The 20507-nt window shown below is 62.9% G+C and carries 19 protein-coding genes; 16 read left to right on the forward strand and 3 right to left on the reverse strand.

From position 1 onward, the window contains the following. A complete protein-coding gene (locus tag BRESU_RS05660) occupies window positions 1-984 on the forward strand; it encodes an NAD-dependent epimerase/dehydratase family protein (RefSeq protein ID WP_013268553.1) in 984 nt (327 codons plus the stop codon). Between the two features lie 78 nt (window positions 985-1062). Here BRESU_RS05660 and BRESU_RS05665 read toward each other — a convergent pair whose 3' ends face one another. Together BRESU_RS05665 and BRESU_RS05670 are read right to left on the reverse strand one after the other, a co-directional pair. Next, window positions 1063-1551, reverse strand: a complete 489-nt coding sequence (locus BRESU_RS05665) for a VanZ family protein (protein WP_050762541.1) — start codon at window positions 1549-1551, stop codon at window positions 1063-1065. 285 nt (window positions 1552-1836) lie between these two features. After that, window positions 1837-2421 (reverse strand): polysaccharide biosynthesis/export family protein, encoded by a 585-nt coding sequence (locus tag BRESU_RS05670; RefSeq protein WP_013268555.1) that lies wholly within the window; start codon window positions 2419-2421, stop codon window positions 1837-1839. 218 nt (window positions 2422-2639) lie between these two features. On the opposite strand from BRESU_RS05670, the gene BRESU_RS16845 reads away from it, so the two are divergent. The 7 genes from BRESU_RS16845 to BRESU_RS05705 all read left to right on the forward strand — a co-directional run bounded on the left by BRESU_RS16845 (window position 2640) and on the right by BRESU_RS05705 (window position 11176). Then, window positions 2640-3668 carry a transglutaminase-like cysteine peptidase gene (locus tag BRESU_RS16845; protein WP_013268556.1) on the forward strand — a complete coding sequence of 343 codons (1029 nt, stop codon included), beginning with the start codon at window positions 2640-2642 and terminating at the stop codon, window positions 3666-3668. 24 nt (window positions 3669-3692) lie between these two features. After that, a complete protein-coding gene (locus BRESU_RS05680) occupies window positions 3693-4250 on the forward strand; it encodes a hypothetical protein (protein WP_013268557.1) in 558 nt (185 codons plus the stop codon). A gap of 170 nt (window positions 4251-4420) precedes the next feature. Next, the gene (locus tag BRESU_RS05685) at window positions 4421-4897 is read left to right on the forward strand and encodes a hypothetical protein (protein WP_013268558.1); all 477 of its coding nucleotides are present in this window, start codon (window positions 4421-4423) and stop codon (window positions 4895-4897) included. A 90-nt stretch (window positions 4898-4987) separates the two neighbouring features. Beyond that, complete coding sequence (locus BRESU_RS05690; protein WP_245528607.1) at window positions 4988-6268, forward strand: outer membrane beta-barrel protein; 1281 nt, start codon at window positions 4988-4990, stop codon at window positions 6266-6268. A 40-nt stretch (window positions 6269-6308) separates the two neighbouring features. Then, entirely contained in the window at window positions 6309-8564 is a 2256-nt protein-coding gene (locus BRESU_RS05695; RefSeq protein WP_013268560.1) for a GumC family protein, read from the forward strand. 79 nt (window positions 8565-8643) lie between these two features. Continuing rightward, window positions 8644-9939: an O-antigen ligase family protein gene (locus tag BRESU_RS05700; protein WP_245528608.1), complete on the forward strand. Its 1296-nt coding sequence runs from the start codon at window positions 8644-8646 to the stop codon at window positions 9937-9939. Window positions 9940-10063: 124 nt separating this feature from the next. Next, window positions 10064-11176 carry a cell wall hydrolase gene (locus BRESU_RS05705; protein ID WP_013268562.1) on the forward strand — a complete coding sequence of 371 codons (1113 nt, stop codon included), beginning with the start codon at window positions 10064-10066 and terminating at the stop codon, window positions 11174-11176. A 172-nt stretch (window positions 11177-11348) separates the two neighbouring features. Here BRESU_RS05705 and BRESU_RS05710 read toward each other — a convergent pair whose 3' ends face one another. Beyond that, a complete protein-coding gene (locus BRESU_RS05710) occupies window positions 11349-12170 on the reverse strand; it encodes a metallophosphoesterase family protein (RefSeq protein ID WP_013268563.1) in 822 nt (273 codons plus the stop codon). A gap of 526 nt (window positions 12171-12696) precedes the next feature. Here BRESU_RS05710 and BRESU_RS05715 point away from each other — a divergent pair. The 8 genes from BRESU_RS05715 (at window position 12697) to BRESU_RS17100 (ending at window position 20485) form a co-directional block, all read left to right on the forward strand. Continuing rightward, window positions 12697-13128 (forward strand): GDP-mannose 4,6-dehydratase, encoded by a 432-nt coding sequence (locus tag BRESU_RS05715; protein ID WP_083777528.1) that lies wholly within the window; start codon window positions 12697-12699, stop codon window positions 13126-13128. Continuing rightward, the gene (gene rfbD / locus BRESU_RS05720) at window positions 13121-14023 is read left to right on the forward strand and encodes a dTDP-4-dehydrorhamnose reductase (RefSeq protein WP_013268565.1); all 903 of its coding nucleotides are present in this window, start codon (window positions 13121-13123) and stop codon (window positions 14021-14023) included. Before BRESU_RS05715 ends, rfbD begins: the two co-directional genes overlap by 8 nt. After that, window positions 14020-14886 carry a glucose-1-phosphate thymidylyltransferase RfbA gene (rfbA, locus tag BRESU_RS05725; RefSeq protein WP_013268566.1) on the forward strand — a complete coding sequence of 289 codons (867 nt, stop codon included), beginning with the start codon at window positions 14020-14022 and terminating at the stop codon, window positions 14884-14886. The genes rfbD and rfbA overlap by 4 nt, the downstream gene beginning before the upstream one ends. Beyond that, the gene (locus BRESU_RS17090; RefSeq protein WP_013268567.1) at window positions 14883-16007 is read left to right on the forward strand and encodes a DUF1972 domain-containing protein; all 1125 of its coding nucleotides are present in this window, start codon (window positions 14883-14885) and stop codon (window positions 16005-16007) included. The genes rfbA and BRESU_RS17090 overlap by 4 nt, the downstream gene beginning before the upstream one ends. Before the next feature lie 79 nt (window positions 16008-16086). After that, window positions 16087-17106, forward strand: a complete 1020-nt coding sequence (locus BRESU_RS17095) for a glycosyltransferase family 2 protein (protein ID WP_013268568.1) — start codon at window positions 16087-16089, stop codon at window positions 17104-17106. Then, window positions 17103-18248, forward strand: a complete 1146-nt coding sequence (locus BRESU_RS05735; protein ID WP_013268569.1) for a glycosyltransferase family 4 protein — start codon at window positions 17103-17105, stop codon at window positions 18246-18248. The genes BRESU_RS17095 and BRESU_RS05735 overlap by 4 nt, the downstream gene beginning before the upstream one ends. After that, window positions 18249-19361 (forward strand): glycosyltransferase, encoded by a 1113-nt coding sequence (locus tag BRESU_RS05740; protein WP_013268570.1) that lies wholly within the window; start codon window positions 18249-18251, stop codon window positions 19359-19361. A gap of 5 nt (window positions 19362-19366) precedes the next feature. Continuing rightward, entirely contained in the window at window positions 19367-20485 is a 1119-nt protein-coding gene (locus BRESU_RS17100; protein WP_013268571.1) for a glycosyltransferase, read from the forward strand. Window positions 20486-20507 lie beyond the last annotated feature (22 nt).

A 20507-nucleotide genomic window follows, 5' to 3' on the forward strand; every position in this document is an offset into this window, starting at 1 on the left:
ATGACGGTTGTCGTCACCGGGGCCGCAGGCTTCATCGGCATGCATGTCGCAGAACGGCTGCTGAACGAGGGCCAGGCCGTGATCGGCATCGACAGCTTCAACGCCTACTACGATCCCGCGTTGAAACGGCTCCGGGCCCGGCGTCTCGCGACCCACGGTGGCTTCCGCATGATCGAAGCCGATATCGCCGACCCCGCGCTGATGTCCGCGATCGTGCGAGACCACGGTATCAGACAGGTCATCCATCTGGCGGCCCAGGCGGGTGTGCGGTATTCGATCGACAATCCCTTCGCCTATGAGCGGTCCAACCTGGCCGGGCATCTGTCGATCCTGGAGGCCTGCCGTCACGGCGGGGTCGAACACCTCGTCTATGCCTCGTCCAGCTCGGTCTACGGCGACCGGCCCTTGGATGGCCGCGGCTTTCGCGAGGACGACCCCGCGGTCTCCCCGGTGTCGCTCTATGCCGCCACCAAACGTTCCTGCGAGTTGCTCAGCCACAGCTATGCCTCGCTGTATGGATTTCCCCAGTCCGGCCTGCGGTTCTTTACCGTCTATGGGCCGATGGGCCGCCCGGACATGGCCTATTTCGGCTTTACCGAGAAGATCATGCGCGGCGATCCGATCGAGGTCTACGGCGAGGGTCGAATGGCGCGGGACTTCACCTATGTCGACGATATCGTCGACGGCATTCTGGGCGTGCTCGTCAATCCCCCGACCGCCGGGGGCCACGAGATCTACAACATCGGCGATTCCAGACCCGTCGGCCTGATGGAGATGATCGACCTGCTGGAGAAGGCCCTGGGTCGCGAGGCCATCAAGATCATGCGTCCGATGCAACCCGGCGACGTGACGGCCACCTATGCCGACATCAGCAAGCTGCACGCCCTGACAGGGTATCAGCCGAAGGTCGAACTCGCCGACGGCCTGCCCCGCTTCGTGGACTGGTGGCGCACCTGGAACGGCGGTGCCGCAGGGCGTCCCTGACCGACCCGCACGCCGCGCGGATGACCGGCGGCGCCGGCGCGGCGAGCTTGCCGTTCAACGAACCGGCCGAGTTTCGCTTCAAACGCCGGAGACAGGCGGTGCGTCGGCGCGTGCCGGGGGCGAGGCTGCCATGCGAACCAGGCTTGGCCATACGCCGTTGCGACGACGATCCTGCTCCCTGAGGGCGGCGAACCCGATGTCGGGGCAGGTCCGCCAGTGATGGCGAAGGCGCTCGATCAGGCCGGGGCACACGGCGGCCAGGATTCCCAGGGAGTCGCATCCGAAATCCGCAAGCGAAAGGCTGCGCCCGGTCAGCCCCTGGCCAATCTCGATCAGTGCGCCGAAGCTCAGCGCGGCGAGCGCGAGGTCCGTTCGCCGCCATCCCGGAAGCGTCGCGAACAGCCCCAGGGTAACGCCATAGAAGGCGAGGGCGTGGGCCTCCTTGTCGCTGAGATGCACGACGCGCTCGAGCCCCTGGAACGGGCCCAGGAGCACGACCGTCAGCGCCGCCAGGGCCAGCGCGGCGACGATGCGAAACCAGAAGACCAGTTGGCGAGGCGTGGACAAGATGGAAGGCTCCATAGCGAAGCCTGACCGTTAGCCCACACCCCCCAAGGCCCGATGAAGGGACACGGTATCCAAACTCTCAAGTTCCCCCCAACCTTCCGGCGCCCGTGCGAGATCTTTCGCAAGGGCTCCGGCCGGCGGGGACGAACAGCGCTTCACCTGGCGTCGCCAGGGGGCGGGCCGCTGTCACGTCAATCCGCACAGATGCACCTGCGGCAACGGAAGCGCCGCCCGTATCGCGAAATGGACCGGTCTGACCGCCTTCCAGATGGCGGTCTTCTGTCGTCAGAAGAAGCGTTCGCCAATGCGAATTGTGTCGCCCGGAGCGACCTGTGTCGCTGTGGTCAGGGGATAGGCCTGCTCGAACGCCCCGTCTGCCCGCTTGATGTAGACCCGACGGGTGTCGGCCCGGTAGGTGAAGCCCTCGGCGGTGGCGACGGCGTTCAGGACCGTCAGGTTGGCGGTGTACGGATACTCGCCGGGTTTGTTGACCTCGCCGAGAATATAGAACGGCCGGTAGTTCAGAACCTCGGCATTGACGCGCGGCTCATTGATGAAGCCCTGACGCAGCGCCTGGGCGATGCTTTCCTGAAGCTGGGTTATGGTCAGGCCTTGCGCCTGCACCTCACCGATCAGGGGCAGGGAGATGCGGCCGGAACCGCCCACCGTGAACTCGCCTGTCAGGGCCTCCTCGCCAAACACATTGACCCGAACCTTGTCCGCCGGTCCCAGTCGGTATTCGGGCACGGTGCGCACCGCACCCTCCTGAAGAGCGACCGCGGGATCCACCGAGAGCGGAGCCTGGGCGCACCCGAAGATGGCAAAGGCGATGGCGAGGCAAGCCAGCAAAGTCCGCAAGCCGATGAACATGGATCGCTCCCCGAGAGTTGAGGGCTCATCTACCCTATAATGCATCGCACAATCCAGAGGGTTCGCCGAACGGTGGTGCCGGTGATCGGAGAAAATCGGCTTTACTGACGTTAACCTTACCGGCATAGAAACCGCGTTGCTCAAGTCTTCAGCAACTGTGTCTGTAGAAGTGATATTACCAGCTGATCAGCATGATGCTCCCATGAAGAGGGGGCGTCATGCTCAACAGTCAAACCATTGTCCGGATCGGGCCCATCGCGGCCGCTCTGGTGCTGGCGTGCCAGGCCGGCGTGGCACAGGCCGCGCCCGGCGAACGAAGTGAGGCCGCCCCGATCATGCGGATGAGCGCGCGCGCCGCGCCACCCGTGGCCTTTCTGGATGTTTGCGAACGCTCGCCGGCCGTGTGCGCGGTGCCGGGTGCCCCCATGCCAGATCTGGTAAAGGTTCGTGCCGCCGCCATGGAGCGCTTCTGGGCCGACGCCTTTGCCCGGCGCGCCTCGGCACCCGCGGCTGGGGCGGCCGACGCCCGTTATGACTGGTCCCAAGTCTTTGCCGCCTCGCGGCGGACAGCGCCGTCCGCGCCGATCTTTCGCCTCGCGCGCCCCGAGCGGGGCCGGTCGGACGACGCCGTCCCGCCGCCGGTTGCTATGGCCGCGGTGCCAGCCCTCATCGCGGGTGCGAGCGAAATGGGAGCGATGGCGGCGGACGATGCGGCTGCCCCGGCCATCGAGACGGGGGGCGGGGCCCTGAGGGCGGGATGGACCGAGGCGGCTGGCGAGGTCGCGGACGACGGAGCCGAAGCGATCGTGACGGCCGAAACGGACGCCTCCCTCCTTGTTGCTCCCAGCGTGTTTGCTCTGGACCGGCGAGGTTGGACCGTCGTCAACGCCGTCAATCGACGGATCAACCGGTCGATCCGGCAGCTGGCGGATGTGCGTCAGTACGGGGTCGATGACTATTGGTCGGTGCCTGACGGGAACCGGGCTCGGGGTGACTGCGAGGATTATGTTCTGGCCAAACGCCAGGCGCTGATCGCCGAGGGCGTGCCGGCCAAGGCCTTGTCCATCGCCATCGTCGAGACCCGCTGGGGCGAAACCCATGCTGTGCTGCTCCTGGCGTCAGACCAGGGCGAATACGTTCTGGACAGCCTGACCCCCTGGGTGTCTCGCTGGGACCGCGTGGATTATGCCTGGCGTGAGCGTCAGCTGCCGGGCCAGCCCTTTGACTGGGTGGCGACCGCCCTCTAGTCACCTGGCCCGGAGGTTCTGCCCATGTCCGCTCGCCAGATCTATCGTTTCCGGCTAGCAGGCGCGGTCGTGCTGGCGACCGCGACGCTCGTCGTTGCCGGGGCGTTCGCCGTCTCCCTGAGTTCTCCCAACGAAAGCCTCGCCGACCGGATCCCGCTCGTAGCCGTATCGGAGGGCCGTGCCGAAGCGGCGGCAGAGGTGCAACCCCCGAGCCTCGACAAGGTCCGCGCAGAAACCCTGAAGACATTGCGCCAGAAGCCGGGCGACGCCGCCGCGTGGGGACGATTGGCCTGGATTGCCGACCGGCAAGGGCGCGTGGCGGATGCCCTTGTGGCCCTCGACCGGACCTATGTGGTCGCGCCCTATGGGCCGGACATTACGGCCTGGAGACTGCGGTTTGCTTACGGCCGCTGGGCCGCGCTCACGCCGGACCTGCGGCGCCAGGCGACCGCGGAGCTGCGGGTCGCGATCCGTGATCGACCGGGGGTTGTCTATGCCGCGGAGCGGGAGATCACCGACCCCGCCGGTCGGCTCGCCTTCGCCCTCACACGGCAAGCGGTCATTGCTGAACCGGATAAGTGACGCTCGTTGGGGTGTTTTGGATCACAAACATGCCGAAAGCGTAGCCGAGCGTCACTCAATCAGCACACCGGACGTCAAAAAACGCTGACTCTCGACCATGGAGGAAGCCAAGCTTTGCTTTTGCTGCTCTGCAATGTAAACGCTTGGTTCATCTTTCAGGAGGGCTTTCCATGTTGAAGACGACGTTTCTTGGTGCGGTCTGCCGTGCTGCGGTCGCCCTCGGCGTGCTGTCGACCGCCGCCGTTGTTCCCGTCGTGGCACAGGCTGCCGTGCAGGACGCAACTGCAGCGTTGACCGCCAGCCTTCAGGCGGCGATCGTTCAGGCTCAGGCCGAGGCAGCCGCTTCCGGCGCGTCGGACCCTGCCGCGGTCATCCAGGCTGCCATCCAGGCTGTCGTCGCCAGCAGTGGTCAGTCGCCGGCGGTTGTCGCCCAGGCTCTGGCTGCAGCCCGCGCGAACCTAACGGCTAACGGCCAGCTATCGCCCGCTGCCGCCGCAGCCGTTGGTAATGTCCAGTCAGTCGTCTCGGCCTCGAACCCGGGCGGGGCTCCCGCCTCCGGCGGACAGACCGGCGGCGCGCCTCTGGGCGCTCCCGCGTCGTCGGGCGGCGGCGGTGGTGGCGGTTCGGATTATCGTCCGGCGACCTGACGGCCGGCGTTTCACTGCGATTGAATAACGGGGTCGGCCAGTTCGCCCCACGGGGGATCTATGTCCAATCTTAAGACGCGTCTGGCCTGTATGATTGCCCTGAGCGCTTCTGCGGTTGCCGGCGCTGCACATGCCCAGTCGACAACGGGATCGCTCAACCAGGCCGCGGCCCAGTCTGGCGACCTCTTCGCTCGCGACCGGAGTATCCCGGTCCGGGATCGGCCGCGGCCCGACTACGAGGCCCTGGGGATGCCGGTCGGGACCTTCACCGCCTTCCCCAGCGTGCAGATCGACGCCGAGTACACCGACAATGTCTTTGCGGTGTCGAACGGAGCGGACGGTGACTGGATCGTTCACGTCAAGCCGGAAGTTCAGCTTGAGTCCGGCTGGTCGCGCCACGCCCTGGCGGCCTACGCCCGCGCCGACATCGCGCGCTACCAGGATTTCAGCAACGAGAACTTCGAAGACTACGGGGTGGGGGCTTCTGGCCGGCTGGACTTCACCCGTGCGGCCAACCTTGCGGGTGGTGTAGATTACGCCAGCGTCACGGAGCCTCGGACCTCTTCCAATGCGCCGGCGTCCACGCGCGAACCGATCCAGTACGAACTGACGTCCGGGTTCGTCGCGGGAACGCGGGTCGGGGGGCGGGTCAAGCTGTCGGGGCGGGCCGACATTCGCGAATACAACTATGAAGACGGCCTGACGCTTGGCGGGGTCGTTGTCGATCAGGACAATCGGGACCGGACCATTACCAGCCTGACGGCGCGGGGCGACTATGCGGTCAGCCCTGCGACGGCCGTCTTCGCTCAGGTGACAGGGAACAAGCGCGACTACGACACAGCCACGTCGGTTCTGCTTCCTGCGCGCGATTCCGACGGTTACGAGTTCCTCGCGGGCGCCAACTTCGAGCTTGGTGCCGTGGCGCGCGGCGAGGTCGCCGTGGGTTATATTTCTCAAACCTTCGATGCCGCCGCCTATGACGAGATCAGCGGTTTCGGGACGCGGGCCCAACTGGAGTGGTTCCCCACCCAGCTAACGACGGTAACCGGCACCGCGTCGCGAACCATCGAGGATGCAGGTATCGCCGGCTCGGGCGGTTATCTGTCGTCGGCGGTCGGTGTGCGGGTCGACCACGAGCTTCTTCGCAACGTCCTCCTGAACGCGAACCTGACGTATTCCCAGGACGAGTACGAAGGCATCGATCGCAACGACGATCGGCTGCAGGTGTCGGCTGGCGGGACCTATCTGGTCAATCGAAACCTGGGCGTAACACTGTCGGCCAGCCATTTCGAGCAGGCGTCGGACGGCGTGGCCGGTGGCAGCGACTTCGATGTGAACCGGGTAAGCCTATCCCTGGTCGCGCAATTCTAGGGGTGGGACGCCATCCCGACCGTGTACGCTTGAGAGTGCGATGAACAATCTGATGCCCATTCGCGCTCCCGGCGCTCGTCCGGCCCAATCCGGTGACATGGACGGCGCGGCTCCAGAGGGAGTCGATCTGCAGCGCTTGATTGCCCTGTTCCGGCGTCGACTGCCGCTGTTTCTGGCTGTCGGCCTGGTGGTCATGGTGGGGGCAGTGATCGTCACGGTGCGCTCCACGCCGCTTTACACCGCCACCTCCAGCCTGATGATCAACACCCGGACCGAGACCGTGGTCGACGCTCAGGCGGTGTTGTCCGGACTGTCGGCGGACACCGGCGTGGTCGATACAGAGATCGAGATCCTGAAGTCGCGCCAACTCGCCCAGCGCGTGGTCGAAACTCTCAAGCTCGAAGACGACGCTGAGTTCAACCCCGCCCTCGCCGAGCCCGGGCCGATCGCCTCGGTCGTCGGCGGCATCGGCACCCTGTTCGGGGCCGCAGCACCCGACGCCGCGCGCGCTCAGCTGACTGCGGTCCAGGCCCAGAAACAGAAAGAACGGGTCGTCGACAATGTACTGGGCCGCCTGTCGGTCCGGCGCTCAGGGCTGACCTATGTGATGAATGTCGGTTTCACTTCGAGGGATCCAGCCAAGGCGGCACGCATCGCCAATACTTTCGCTGAGCGGTATCTGCTGGAGCAGCTCGAGGCCAAGTTCGATGCAACCCGTCAGGCCAACAGCTGGCTGAACACCCGGTTGGGCGAACTGCGCGGCGAAGTGCAGCAGGCGGAGGCAGCCGTCGAACAATATCGCACAGCCAACAACCTTCTCAGCGCGTCGGGTGCCACTCTGACCGAGCAGGAAATTTCGACCTACAACCAGCAACTGGCGACAGTTCGCGCGACCCAGGCCGAGGCTGAGGCGCGTCTGCGTACGGCGCGCGCGCAGTTGTCCGCCGGATCGAACGGCGACGACGTCGGCGAGGCGCTCGGCTCGCAAGTGGTGCAGCAGCTGCGGGCCCAGCGCGCCGAGGTGTCCGGCCGCGTGGCCGATCTGACCAGCCGCTACGGACCGCGCCATCCGGACATGCTGCGGGCTGAGCGGGAGCTGGCCGACATCGACGCGCAGATCCAGGCCGAGATTCGCCGGATCATCTCCAACCTCGAAGCTCAGGTGCAGGTTGCGCGCGAGCGTACGGGTTCCATGGCGGGAAGCCTCGGCTCTGCCCGTGGCACCTTGGCGGCCAACAATGCGGCCGGCGTTCGGCTGAACGAACTTCAACGCAATGCGGAATCGGTCAAGACCCTCTATGAGAGCTTCCTGGGTCGCTTTCAGGAAACCTCCGGTTCCGAAGGAATCGAGGAGTCCGACGCCCGTATCGTGTCGCCCGCCGCGATCCCGACGCGGGCCAGTTCTCCCAATGTGCCGCTCAATCTGACGCTCGGTCTTGTCCTGGCCATGGGGGCCGGCTTCGCCGCAGTTGTTCTGGCCATCATGCTCGACACCGGCATCATCACGGGCGAAGACATCGAGCACAAGTTCGGCCTGCCCCACCTGGGCTCGGTGCCGCTGCTGTCTTCGGTCGCCGATCCGCAGGACCGTGACGAAACACCGGCGGACTACATCATACAGAAGCCGCTTTCGAGCTTCGCCGAGGCGGTACGGGCCATGCGCGCCTCCATCCTGTTCTCCCGGATCGGTCACACCATCCAGGTCATCACCCTGACCTCGGCCCTTCCCTCAGAAGGCAAAACCACGACGGCGCTCTGCCTGGCCCGGGTCGCCGCCCAGTCTGGGCTGAGGGTTATTCTGGTCGATTGCGATCTGCGCCGTCGCAACGTCAATCGGCTACTGGGCGTGGAGCCCGAGTCGGGGCTTGTCGAGGTCCTGAACCGTACCGTCAGCCTGGATCAGGCCACGCTGCTCGACGAGCCCTCGGGTGCACGGATTCTTCCCCTGGCCAAGAACAGCTTCACACCCAAGGACGTGTTCGGAACTGCTGCCATGGATGAACTGTTGGTGCATCTACGCGCCCAGTTTGATCTCGTGATCCTCGACACCGCGCCAGTGCTGGCGGTCTCCGACACGCGTCTGGTGGCGGCCAAGTCGGATGCCGTCGTCTTCCTGGCCCGTTGGCGCAAGACGCCCGAGAAGGCGATTTCAGCGAGCATCCGCATCCTCGAGCAGTCCGGAGCCCATATCGCGGGCGTGGGTATGACCCAGGTCGATATGAAGGCCCAGGCCCGCTACGGCTATGGCGACGCAGGCTACTACTACGGCGACTACAAGAAATACTACGCGGCCTGATCCGATGAGCGCTCCGGTCGTGGAGACCCGTCGCCGGCGCAGCTCCTCGTTCGGCCCGAGCGGGGCCCGTGGAGCGCGCGTGTCACTGGGGACGCGCGCGGGCTTGGCCGTGTTGCCAGTGCTTTTCTGTCTGGCCCATCTCGCGTTCGGAGCAAACCAGCCGGCTGCCGCGCTTTGGTTGTCGGCCATGTTCGCCGTCTCGCTGGCCGTGGTCTTGTTTACGCGTCTTCGTGCCGGACTTCATGACGTGACGCCCGTCTGGCCCCTGGCGGGGCTCTTCTTGATTATCCTTGGCGTCGGTCTCCTGAGCCTGACCCCTTGGGGACTGGGTGGGCCCCATCCGATCTGGGCCTGGGCCGGGATCGCTCCTGGATCGCTGACCATCGATCGCAGCGCGACCCTCATCGAGCTGGTCAAGCTCCTGGCCTTTGCCTGTGTGTTTCTCGTGGGTGCACTCCAGGGGGTCGGCCGCGATCGCGCCCAAGCGACAGTCGAAGCCGTGGTCTGGGCCGGCGGCGTCTATGCGGCGATCTCCCTGCTGGCCTTCTTGTCAGGAGCCCAGGTCGCTCAGGGAGGCGGACGCCTCTCGGGTGGATTCATGAGCTTCAACAATGGGGCCACCGTCTTCGGCGTCCTGACGGTCCTTGGGTTGGCGGTGTTTCTGCGGGCGTGGCGCCGAAAGAGCGGAGTGGGGTTCTCACAACGTGTCACCGCCGTCGCCGCACCCCTGGCCTGTCTGGCCCTGACGACCGTCTGCCTGCTTTTGACCGCATCGCGAATGGGGGTCGTGTCCACCTTGTCGGGTGTGGCGGTCCTCCTCGTTTGGGAACTGGGATCGGCATCCAGGGGGCGTATGGCGATCGGTATAGCCGCTCTGCTTCTATTGGGTTTGGCCGGCGGCCTGGCGATAGGGGGGAACAGCTTGCTATGGACCCGCGTGGGCAGTCTCGATGGCGATGTGGATGTGCGCGCCCAGATATTTTCGGTGCATTGGGACGCGTTCCTGGCTTCGCCTCTGTTTGGGTACGGGCTCGGCAGTTTCGACACCGTGAATGTTCAGGCCATGACGTCGGACTCTGCCACCGCCTTGTGGCCGATACGTGCGACGCACAACGTCTACCTGCAATGGCTGGAGGAGGCCGGACTGATCGGGGCCATGCCCATGTTCGCCTTGATGGCCGTCGTCCTTGGCTTCGCCTTGCGCCGGGGGTTTGGGGGGCGGGCACGAACCTTGCAGCACGGGCTCCTATGCGCCAATCTTGTCATTCTCCTGCACGGCCTGACCGACTATGCCCTTCAGGTCCCATCGATCGCAGGCTTCTGGGCCTTTCTTCTTGGGCTGCAGTTCGCATTCGGACAGGGAAGGGGGGCGTGATGGCAACATGCTTTGGTATGTCCCGCTTTGAGAGCCCGCCGCTGACCCGTGTGGCCCCGCATTACGCTTGGCCGGGCCTCAAGGTCCTCGGAACATCTCCGTCGCCAAGCGGCAAGGCTTCGTCATGACGGCCGAGACCGTGCCCATGTGGCCGCAAGGGCTTCGCCTCTTGGCGAAGATCCGCGCCTATGCCCTGGCGGCAGCCCTCAGCACCTGGACGCCGAGCCTCATCGCCATCTTTGCCGTCATCGGGATTCTGGCGACCAGTGGCGGTCTGATTGTTCAGGCACGGCTGGCCGAGTTGGCTGAGGCCCGTGCGCTTGCCGCGTCCGCTGTTTCGGCATCGACCGGTCCGCCCGTCGTAGCCCCCCTGGACTTTACCTTGTCACCGGACGCAGTTCGTCCGATTTCGATGGACGAGGCCCGGATCTGGAACGCGGGCATTCCCTTTTCGACCCTTCCGATCCAGGTGGCGCGGCCCTTCATCATGGCCCCCGACAAGCTGGCCGATTATGCACGGGCGCTCGATTGCCTGACGGCGGCGGTCTATTACGAGGCAGCCTCAGAGACAGGGCCGGGTCAGGCGGCCGTGGCCCAGGTCGTTCTCAATCGCATGCGTCATCCTGCCTTCCCAAAGACGGTCTGCGGCGTCGTGTTTCAGGGCCAGGAACGCACGACCGGCTGTCAGTTCAGCTTCACGTGCGACGGTGCCCTGGCGCGCCTCCCGTCGGCAGGGGGCTGGGCTCGAGCCCGCGCCGTGGCGGCAAGTGCGCTGAACGGATCCGTGGCGGCCGAGGTCGGCATGGCCACCCACTATCATACTGACTGGGTCGCACCCTACTGGGCGGAGCGCCTGGTCAAGATGCGCCAAATCGGGACCCACATCTTCTACCGCTGGACGGGGGGGTGGGGCCTGCCCGGAGCCTTTACCGGCCAGCATACAGGGGACGAGCCAATCATCGAAAAACTGGCGGGCTTGGCGACCTATGTCGAAGAACTTCCACCCCCGCTCGTCGACCTGGTCCTGACCCCGCTTGAGGTCGGCCCGCCAATCGACCTCGCGCCGGCGCCCAAGATTGCGACCGAAGCCCCCGTTCCAGAACCTGAGCCTCAGGTGCCGGTCCAGACGGCCGTGGTTTCTCCGCCGGCACCGCCGCCTGTCATGGCCAATCCGTTGGCCCCGGTCAGCGTTTCGGCGCCGACGCGGCGGTCTCGGCTTGCCGTGCCGCGCAACTAGACGAAGGACTGATCTGCTCGCCGTAAACTAGATCACTAGACTTGTGAGTGCTCTGCGAGGTTTTCGAGGCTGGGAAGACGCGCGAGCCTATGAGGGCTTCAGTGATTTCGTACGCCCATACGTCATTCATTTTGAAGCAGGGCGTGGACGGTGCGCCGGTGGCGGAGCGGGCTCAGATCCGACGCGGTCCCGCCTGGGGCGAGGCCGTCGAGAGCATGACGCGACCGGATCGACCCGTAGCCTGGAGGATGACGCGCGTCTCGTCGGCAAGCCGAACCGCCGACAGAATGTTCGTGGCATAGGCACCTGTATCCACCCCGATACGGCGCGCGTCGGACACAACCGTGTCCGTCGGGGTGTGTCCATGCACCACAACCTGTTCGAAGGGTGAGGGGTGATCGAGGAAGGCCTGGCGGATCCACATCAGGTCTTCGGGCGATTGCTCTGCCAAAAGGACGCCAGGGCGCGCTCCTGCATGGCAGAAGAAATAATCTCCGATGCTCACAGAATGCTTCTGGAGGTTCAAAAGGCGGCGATGGTTGTCGGGGAGGGCCTCGCCCAGGGCACGCGACGTCTCAGCCCATCCGTCCATGTCACCGCGCATCTGGGGCGGGCTGACCCCATAGGAGACGAGAGTGTCGCGGCCGCCGTACTCGCACCAGCCAGGACCGACAGATGGATCGACGAGGAAGGCTTCCATCCGATCTTCGTGATTGCCGCGGATGAAGTGTACTTCGAGCGACGGATCCGCCTCCAAATTGCAGAGCTGATTCAGCACGCCTTTGGAGTCGAGACCGCGGTCGATATGGTCGCCAAGAAAGACGATGACCTTTCGGGCGGATTGGCTCGCCGCAAGATCCGCGCGGATGGCCTGGATCAGACGGTCCACCAGGTCTGATCGGCCGTGGATATCACCGACCGCCCAGATCACGCAGTCCGGCGGTGTGCGTGACGGGGGCCGTTCGGTGCGTTTGGCGAACAGGCGCGAAAACATCGTCAATCCATGCCTTGTGGCCGCATGTCATTCAAGTCGGGCGCGCGGGTTCATCGCGGTAAATCAAAGAGCGGTACCGAGCGGCAGGACCCTTGGCAGGGATCTGCCGGAGCGATACGGCGCGTGGAAGACGGCGCATAAGCTTTTCGGCTGACAGCCCCCACCTGACCGGATCGCCGTCGGAAGAAGGGGCAAGCCCTCAGAGCTGGGACGGCTGAGTTGATGGCGCGTTCGGCAAGCCGCGTATCAGGACCGTGGGTTTGAGGGCCACGACGCTGCAGATGACGACTTTGTTCGCGCCTGCACAATTTTCTCGCTTGGGTAGCTTAGCTGCTGTAGGGTGCGAACGGTTACGCTTGAGCTGTCGGGGGGCAGATGGTCGGGGTCAACGGTCCGCGTCTTAGTCGCACGCGCTTCGAGATTTTTTCGTCAACAGTCCGTGCTGATCGGTCTCAAGCGAGCCGAGGCTCGTCATTGGCCCTGGTATTCCTCCTGCGTCATCCCACAGCGCTGTTGAAGCCATAAGGTGCCTGTTTTGGTCACCGGCGCTGCCGGATTCATCGGCTCGGCGCTGGTTCGTCGCCTCATTCGCGCCACCAGCGAGGAGGTCCCGGTGTTCGACAAGCTGACTTCTGCGAGCCTCCCGTGTTCGCTTGAGCCAGCCTCGACCAGCAACCCTCATGGCGTCGTCCAGGCCGACATCTGCGATCCGGTGGCGGTCGCGGCGGCGCTGGCCGACTCCAGGCCCGATGTGATCACGCACCTGTCCGCCAAGAGTCACGTCAACCGCTCGACCGACGCGACCAAGATCCGTGACGGGCTAGGCTGGACCCCACCGGCGACGATCGAAGAGGGCATCCAGACGACGATGCGGTGGTACTTCGAAAGCCGCGGCTGGTGGCAGGCGATGCTGGACGGCCGCTACAAGACGGAACGGCCCGTCGTTGCCCATGGCTGAGGACATCGTAGACATTCTGGTAACAGGGGGGGCAGGGCAGGTAGGCCGCGAGCTGGCCCGAACCTCGTGGCCGGGCGGCGTGTGCCTTTACATGCCGACGCGCAGCGAACTCGATCTGGGCGATGCGGACGCCGTGCGCGCCCTGTTCGCCGCGACGCCGTTCAAGGCGGTGATCAACTCCGGTGCCTACACGGCCGTGGATAAGGCTGAGAGCGAGGTCGCCGACGCTTTCGCCGCCAATGCCATGGGACCCGCGATCCTGGCCGAGGTCACCAAGGCGGCGGGCATTCCCTTGGTCCAGGTCTCGACGGACTATGTCTTTGACGGTTTGGGCGAGGCCCACTACGCCGAAAGCGATCCGGTCGGTCCGCTGGGCGTTTACGGTGCATCGAAACTGGCCGGCGAAGTCGCCGTCCGCACCGGCAACCCGCGCTCGGTCGTCCTGCGAACCGCCTGGGTGCTGAGCCCGCACCGCGCCAACTTCCTCAAGACCATGCTGCGTCTCGCCGCCGATCGTCCGCTCGTGCGCGTCGTCGATGACCAGACCGGCAGCCCCACCTCCGCCAGGGACATAGCCGACACCCTGGCCACCATCACCCTGAAGATGATCGCGGACCCAGAGGCGCCGACCGGCGTCTATCATTTCGTCAACGCCGGCTCGACCACCTGGGCCGGATTGGCGCGTGAGATCTTCACGCTCAGCGCCGTGCTTGGCGGTCCGTCCGCCGAGGTCGAGGGCATCACGACCGCCCAGTACCCGACGCCCGCGCTCCGCCCTGCGAACTCACGCCTCTCTACCTTCAAGATCACCCGAGATTACGGCGTGACGCCTCGGCCCTGGCAGGATGCCGTGGCCGAGATTGTCGCCGAACTCCATCAGGAGCCTACGCCATGAAGGGCATCATTCTCGCCGGAGGGTCGGGCACCCGCCTGCATCCGATGACACTGGTCACGTCAAAGCAGCTGATGCCGGTCTACGACAAGCCGATGATCTACTATCCGCTGTCGACCCTGATGCTCGCCGGCATCCGCGAGGTGCTGATCATCTCCACCCCGCGCGATACGCCCTCGTTTCAGGCCCTGCTTGGCGACGGATCGAAATGGGGCATGGACATCCGGTATGCCGTCCAGCCCAGCCCCGACGGCTTGGCCCAGGCCTATGTCATCGGCGCGGACTTCGTGTCCGGCGGCCCGTCGTCGCTGATCCTGGGCGATAACATCTTCTATGGCCACGGCATCAGCAACCTATTCAAGAGTGCGATGACACGGCCGACGGGCGCGACCGTCTTCGCCTATCACGTCAACGACCCCGAACGGTATGGCGTCGTCGAGTTCGACGCCGACATGCGCGCCGTGTCGATCGAGGAAAAACCGCCCGTCCCGAAATCGCCTTGGGCCGTCACAGGCCTGTATTTCTATGACGAGCAGGTTGTGGACATCGCCGCCAACCTGAGGCCGTCGCCGCGCGGAGAGCTCGAGATCACCGACGTCAACCGCGCATACTTGGAACGCGGCCGGTTGTCGGTCGAGATCATGGGACGCGGCTTCGCCTGGCTGGACACGGGCACGCCGGACAGCCTGTTGGAGGCCGCCGAGTTCGTGCGCACGCTGGAACGGCGCCAAGGCTTCAAGATCGCCTGCCCCGAGGAAATCGCCTTCGACCAGGGCTTCATCGACACCGCCCAGCTGGAGGCGATCGTCTCGGCCCTGGGCAAGAGCGACTACGGTCGGTACCTGCGCACCACGGTGCTGAAATGAACGGGAGCCGAGCTTTATACATTCTCGGCACAAGAGGCATACCAGCAGAACACGGGGGATTCGAAACGTTCGCAGAACGCCTTGCCCTACATATGGTGGAGAAAGGCTGGTCAGTTACAGTCTATTGTCAATCAGATCGTCCCGCGAGTGCGCCTGTGATCGATGATTGGAGAGGCGTCAGGCGCGTCACCTTCGGCGCAGGATTTGACGCACTTGGCACGATGCGGTTCGATTTTGCCTGTGTCAGTCACGCGATGAAAGAGCGCGGCGTGATGCTTGCATTAGGATATAATACAGCAATTTTTACTGCGGCGCTAAGACTGACCTCAAACCCCTTGCTGACTAACATGGATGGTATTGAGTGGAAGCGAGCCAAATGGCCTTGGCATGGCAGGCTGTGGCTTTATCTGAATGAATGGATTGGATCACTAACGTCTGATCTTCTGATTGCGGATCACCCGGAAATCGCCGTGCATCTTTCACGGCGGCGCAATGCCCGCGATATTGTAATGATCCCGTACGGAGCGGACGAAGTTGTTGCTGAAGCTGACGATGCAGTTAGAGGATTGCGGCTGGTTCCTGGCTCTTACGTCATCTCCGTCGGTCGCGTAGAGCCGGAAAACAACACGCTGACCATGATCAGAGGGTTCTCAAGGGCGAAGAGAAATCTAAAATTTGTCTGTGTCGGCAAGTTAAATCCACAAGAGAATGATTACCACAGGGCAGTCCTGGATGCCGCCAGCCCCGATGTCGTGTTTCTTGGCCCAGTTTATGATCAAAATATTCTTCGCGCTCTTCGCTTCCATGCTATCGCCTACTGTCACGGTCACACCGTGGGGGGCACCAATCCTTCCTTAGTCGAAGCCTTGGGGGCGGGGAATTGCGTCATAGCACACGAAAACAAATACAATCGATGGGTTGCGGGTGAAGATCAGCTGTACTTTACAGATGAAGACGAGTTTGGTGGGCTAATAGAATTAATCCAATCCGAACCGGAGGGTCGTGCAAATATGAGCTTCCGGGCCAGAGATCGATTTAGAAACGAACTGACTTGGGGTCGTGTATTAGGCCAGTATCAAGACGTTTTGGTGCGTGCCGACACGGCATCCGGCGTCAATTAGCCATTGAACCCGGCTCGCACATATTCCGATTTCGTAAAAGAGTTCTCTTAGCCAGTCTTTCTTGAGGCCTGAAGTAGTCATGATTGCTGTTATCATTGTTACATGGAACAGCGCTGGTGATTTGATTGAGTGTCTCGAATCACTCTCACGCCTTCAGCACGAGTCGTTTTGCGTCATAATTTGCGACAACGACTCGCGGGATGGAACGCGTGAAAAGCTATTCCAGTGGATCGACCATCGGCTGGATGCTCCAATGAACGGCACAGCGTGGTCTTCGATCAGAACTGCGACCCGCCGAAACCTGAAGGCCGGTTCAGCCGAGATCTCGCTGGAAAGCAGATCGGTGTACTGGTGCCCGTTAGGTACGAACGCGGGCTTCGCCGCAGCGAATAATGTTGGAATGGCGAAGGCGTTCGCGGATCCGTCTGTATCCGCAGCATGGCTCTTGAACAGCGACACGATTGTCGACCCAGACGCGCTTTCGTCCTTGGAGGCTTTTTCAAACCAGCAGTTGCGGCCGGGCCTGACGGGTTCGATGCTTCTCTACTATGACGATCCCGACACTGTTCAAGCGTGCGGCGGGAAGTATTCGCTTCTCACGCACAAAGGCCGCGAAGTCGGCAATGGTCTAACGGCTGGTTCAGTGGATAGCACCATTGGTTCTCACGATATCGACTACGTAGTCGGAGCATCAATGTTGGTAAGTCGACCATTTTACGAGACGGTGGGACCTATGTGCGAAGAGTATTTCCTCTACTTCGAGGAGATGGATTGGTCCCTGCGCTCGGCAGGTCGCTTCGATATCGCATTCACGAGCCAATCGGTCGTCTACCATAAGGAAGGCGGATCCATAGGCACCAAGGGTCGCGGTCGTCCAGGCGACGCCTCGATCTACTATATGAACAGGGCGATGCTGCGATTTTCGCAAATCCACAAGCCGCTCTCGCTGGTCACGGCTCTTGGCAGGGTCGTGGCGCGGGGCACCCGATATCTGGCGGCACGGGACCGGGCCGGCGCAAAGGCGGTGGTCTCAGCGGTCGTCGATTGGGCCCGTGGTGAGCGCGCAGTCAGACCAATGCCCTCTGGGGGTGATCAGTGAAGCGCGAGGGAATAGCCATTCTGGACCCCTTGGGCAGTCATGGCGGGTTCCACTATTACACCGACGGCCTGGCGGAGGGAGTTGCTCACGCGGGCCGCCGGGTCGTGCTTTATGGCTACGATCTGGCGCCGAAACCCACGGCCAAATATCTGCGCCAAAGCGCCTTCAAAGACCTGTACGGACCGGCGAGTAAATGGCTGCGGGCTTTGCGGTATCTAGGATTTCTGACGAGGGCCCTTGTCGATGCGCGGGCCCGACGGCTTGAAATCGTCCACATGCACTCGTTCCATTACGACGCGCGTGAACTCATTGCCGCCTGTCTAAGCCGGCTGCTGGGGTTCAAACTCGTCGTCACTCTGCACGATATCGATAGTTTCGGTTCTTCGTCTGGAAAGGCCGGTAGGTCAGCGATCACGGCCCTTGCCGACGGGCTGGTCGTGCACAATGAGTTTTCCCGCGTGGCTCTGAACCCGGCCGGCGCGCCGCCGGGGCGCGCTCCGGTCGCAGTCATTCCCCACGGTCACTATGCCGATCGCTGGGGGGACAGCGTGTCGCGTGCAGCGGCCAGGACAAGTCTCGGCCTTCCTGGGGACCGGACAGTAGCGCTGTTTTTCGGCAACCCCAGGAGCGAAAAGGGCCTCGACATTCTTCTTGAGGCGCTGCGGCTTGTACAAAACAAAAACCTGCTCGTTCTGGTGGCAGGTCGCATCGAAGAGAATGATCTAGCGGGGCTCCGCGCCTTAGAAGCGGGTGAGCTCGCAGGGCGACTAAGGATCGACGCCGGATGGATCGACGACAACGCTATCGCGGATTACTACGCGGCCGCTGATATCGTTGTCCTTCCGTACCTTAGAATATACGAAAGTGGCGTCGCCATCATGGCCATGACATTTGGACGGTGCGTGGTCTACAGCGACCTGCCTCCGTTGCTGGAAACTGTCGGTACCGAAGGCGTAAGTTTCAGGACAAAAGATCCAGTCGATTTGGCAGTAACGCTCGACCGCCTGGTCCAGACACATGTGAATTTGGACGAATTAGGCCAGCGGGCGCGGCGCAAAGTGCTCTCTGATAGGAGTTGGCTGAAGATTGGCGCCGATACGGTTCGCCTCTACGACGCTGCAACCGCAAGACGGGAGCACTAGATGCGCCCTGACCTGGCTGCGGAAGCCGAAGAAGTTGATCATTCGTCTAATCCCCGCAGAGTCTTGATCAACTACGAAGTCGCCCGCACCGCGCATGTCGATCGGATCAAAGCAAGCGGCGTCGAATGCACAATGCTGTACGGGCGCACATATGCTGATTTTGAGGGGGGCGCAGATGTCAAGACGTTCCAGCGGAGCCCCTTTGGATCAACAATCCATATCCTGGCCAATCGGTACGATGTCGTCGAGGTTAACGAGCCCCTCTTTGTTCGCGCTCTGCCTCGGATTTTCGCTAGTATATTGGCCGTCGTACTTGCTCGCCTGATGGGCCGCAACACGAGGCTTGTCACCTATGCTATAGAGAACGCCGACGTGTTCGCAATCGCTGAGCTGAAAGGCGGCTCGCTCGGTTGGCTGGCGCGATCGGCTATCGCTCTCGTCGCCACGGTCGCTCTCCGGAGCATGGACAAGACGGCATTCGGTTCCGATGCCGCACTGGCCAACTATCGTCGGCTCTTCAAGGATCAGGCGGCAGGCAAGGCGCAGCGGCTATTTTCTCCGCTAAATTCGGCGTGTCGGTCCTGTGCGCTTGATCGAGACCGGACGGGAGCGGTTTTCCTGGGCGCGCTGGAACCTCGAAAGGGCATAGAACGCCTGATGTCGATCTGGCCTTCGGTGTCCGCGGCAACAGATACCAGTCTCGACATCATAGGAGGAGGATATCTCGAGCCTTCAGTCCTGCGCTGGGGCAGCAATTATGAAAATGTCCGGATCCACGGGCAGCTTCCCCAAGCCGAGGTTCACAAAATACTCAGCAGGGCCAAGGTGCTCATACTTCTCTCTCAGCCCGATGGGTTTTGGAGAGAGCAAATTGGGCTGCCGCTGCTAGAAGGGTTGGCTCACGGGTGCGAGGTCGTTGCGTCGACAGACACGTCGATAGCGCCTTGGCTGAGTGACCAAGGCCACCAGGTGCTCGATATGCGAAACTCGGACGTTGAGATTGTCTCAGCCGTCGTCGAAGCACTCGATCGTCCGAGCCGCGTGAAAATCATACTGGACTCTCTCCCCAACCTGGATGGCCGTGTCGCGGCATCTGGCTGGCTATGGAGCTAGTGTCATTGGTTGATAAAGTGCCTGCACGCGACAATGTTAAGAAGCTAACGGCCACCAATCGCGTGGCCGTTCTGGCGGTCTATACGGGCGCGCGAACAGCGGACATGGAGCGGTTCGATCGATTCCATGCGAGGACTGAGCTGATATTTGCAGATCGTTACCCCGACTGCGAAATACCTCCTCGAGTTCGCTATAAGATCGCAGGCCTCCTTGGCACGTTCGTCTGCGTCTTGAAGCGAGATTATGAGATTCTTGAAATAAATGAGCCGCTGTTTTTGCGGGCCTATCCGAGGATCCTAGTCGCCTTGGCCGCGGCTAACATCCGGGGGTTGTTTGCCAAAAAACCCGAAATCGTCAGCTATGCGATCGAAAACGCTGACGTCTATCGTTTGCTCCATCGAAGGTCGGTCATCGCCGGACCATTCTACTGTGCAGTGGCTCGAGCGGTGGGGCGTTACATCCTGAGCAATACGGAAAGAATGGCCTTCGGGACCCAGGATGCGCTCGACAACTACATGAGAGCATTCGGCAATGCGATGTCCGGATCGAAAGTGCGGGTCTTCGAATTCCTGCAGCCGCCTTATACAGGACCTCGCCCTTCCGGTGACCGAAGCGGCGTTGTGTTTGTTGGAGCTCTAGAGGGGCGGAAGGGACTGCGCCGACTTATGCGAATCTGGCCGACGGTCTCGTTGAATACTGGGACCTGCCTCTCGATCGTCGGCAGTGGTGAGATGGAGCAAGACGTTGCGCGCTGGAGCGCAGATCGCACCGATGTATCGATTATGGGACAGCGCTCCAAGCAAGAGATTGATGCGTTGCTCAGCCGGGCCAAGGTGGTCGTCATGCTCTCGCAGAGCGAAGGCTTCTGGAAAGAGCAGGTCGGCCTCCCGATCCTCGAAGGGCTTGCTCACGGGTGTGAAATCGTCACCACTTCGGACACAGGTCTGGCGGCGTGGTTGAGTCAGCGCGGTCACGCCGTCCTTCACGCGGACCAGCCGGACGCCGACTTTGTCGCTGCTCTGACATACGCTGTCACCAGAGAGGACCGACACGAGACAATACGTTCCACGTTGCCACTGAAGGACGGACGCCTTGAGGCTGCGAGGTGGATGTGGTTCGGCTAAATCCACGCATTGCAGAGGTCGG

The organism is Brevundimonas subvibrioides ATCC 15264, from assembly GCF_000144605.1.
Taxonomy (GTDB): Bacteria; Pseudomonadota; Alphaproteobacteria; order Caulobacterales; family Caulobacteraceae; genus Brevundimonas; species Brevundimonas subvibrioides.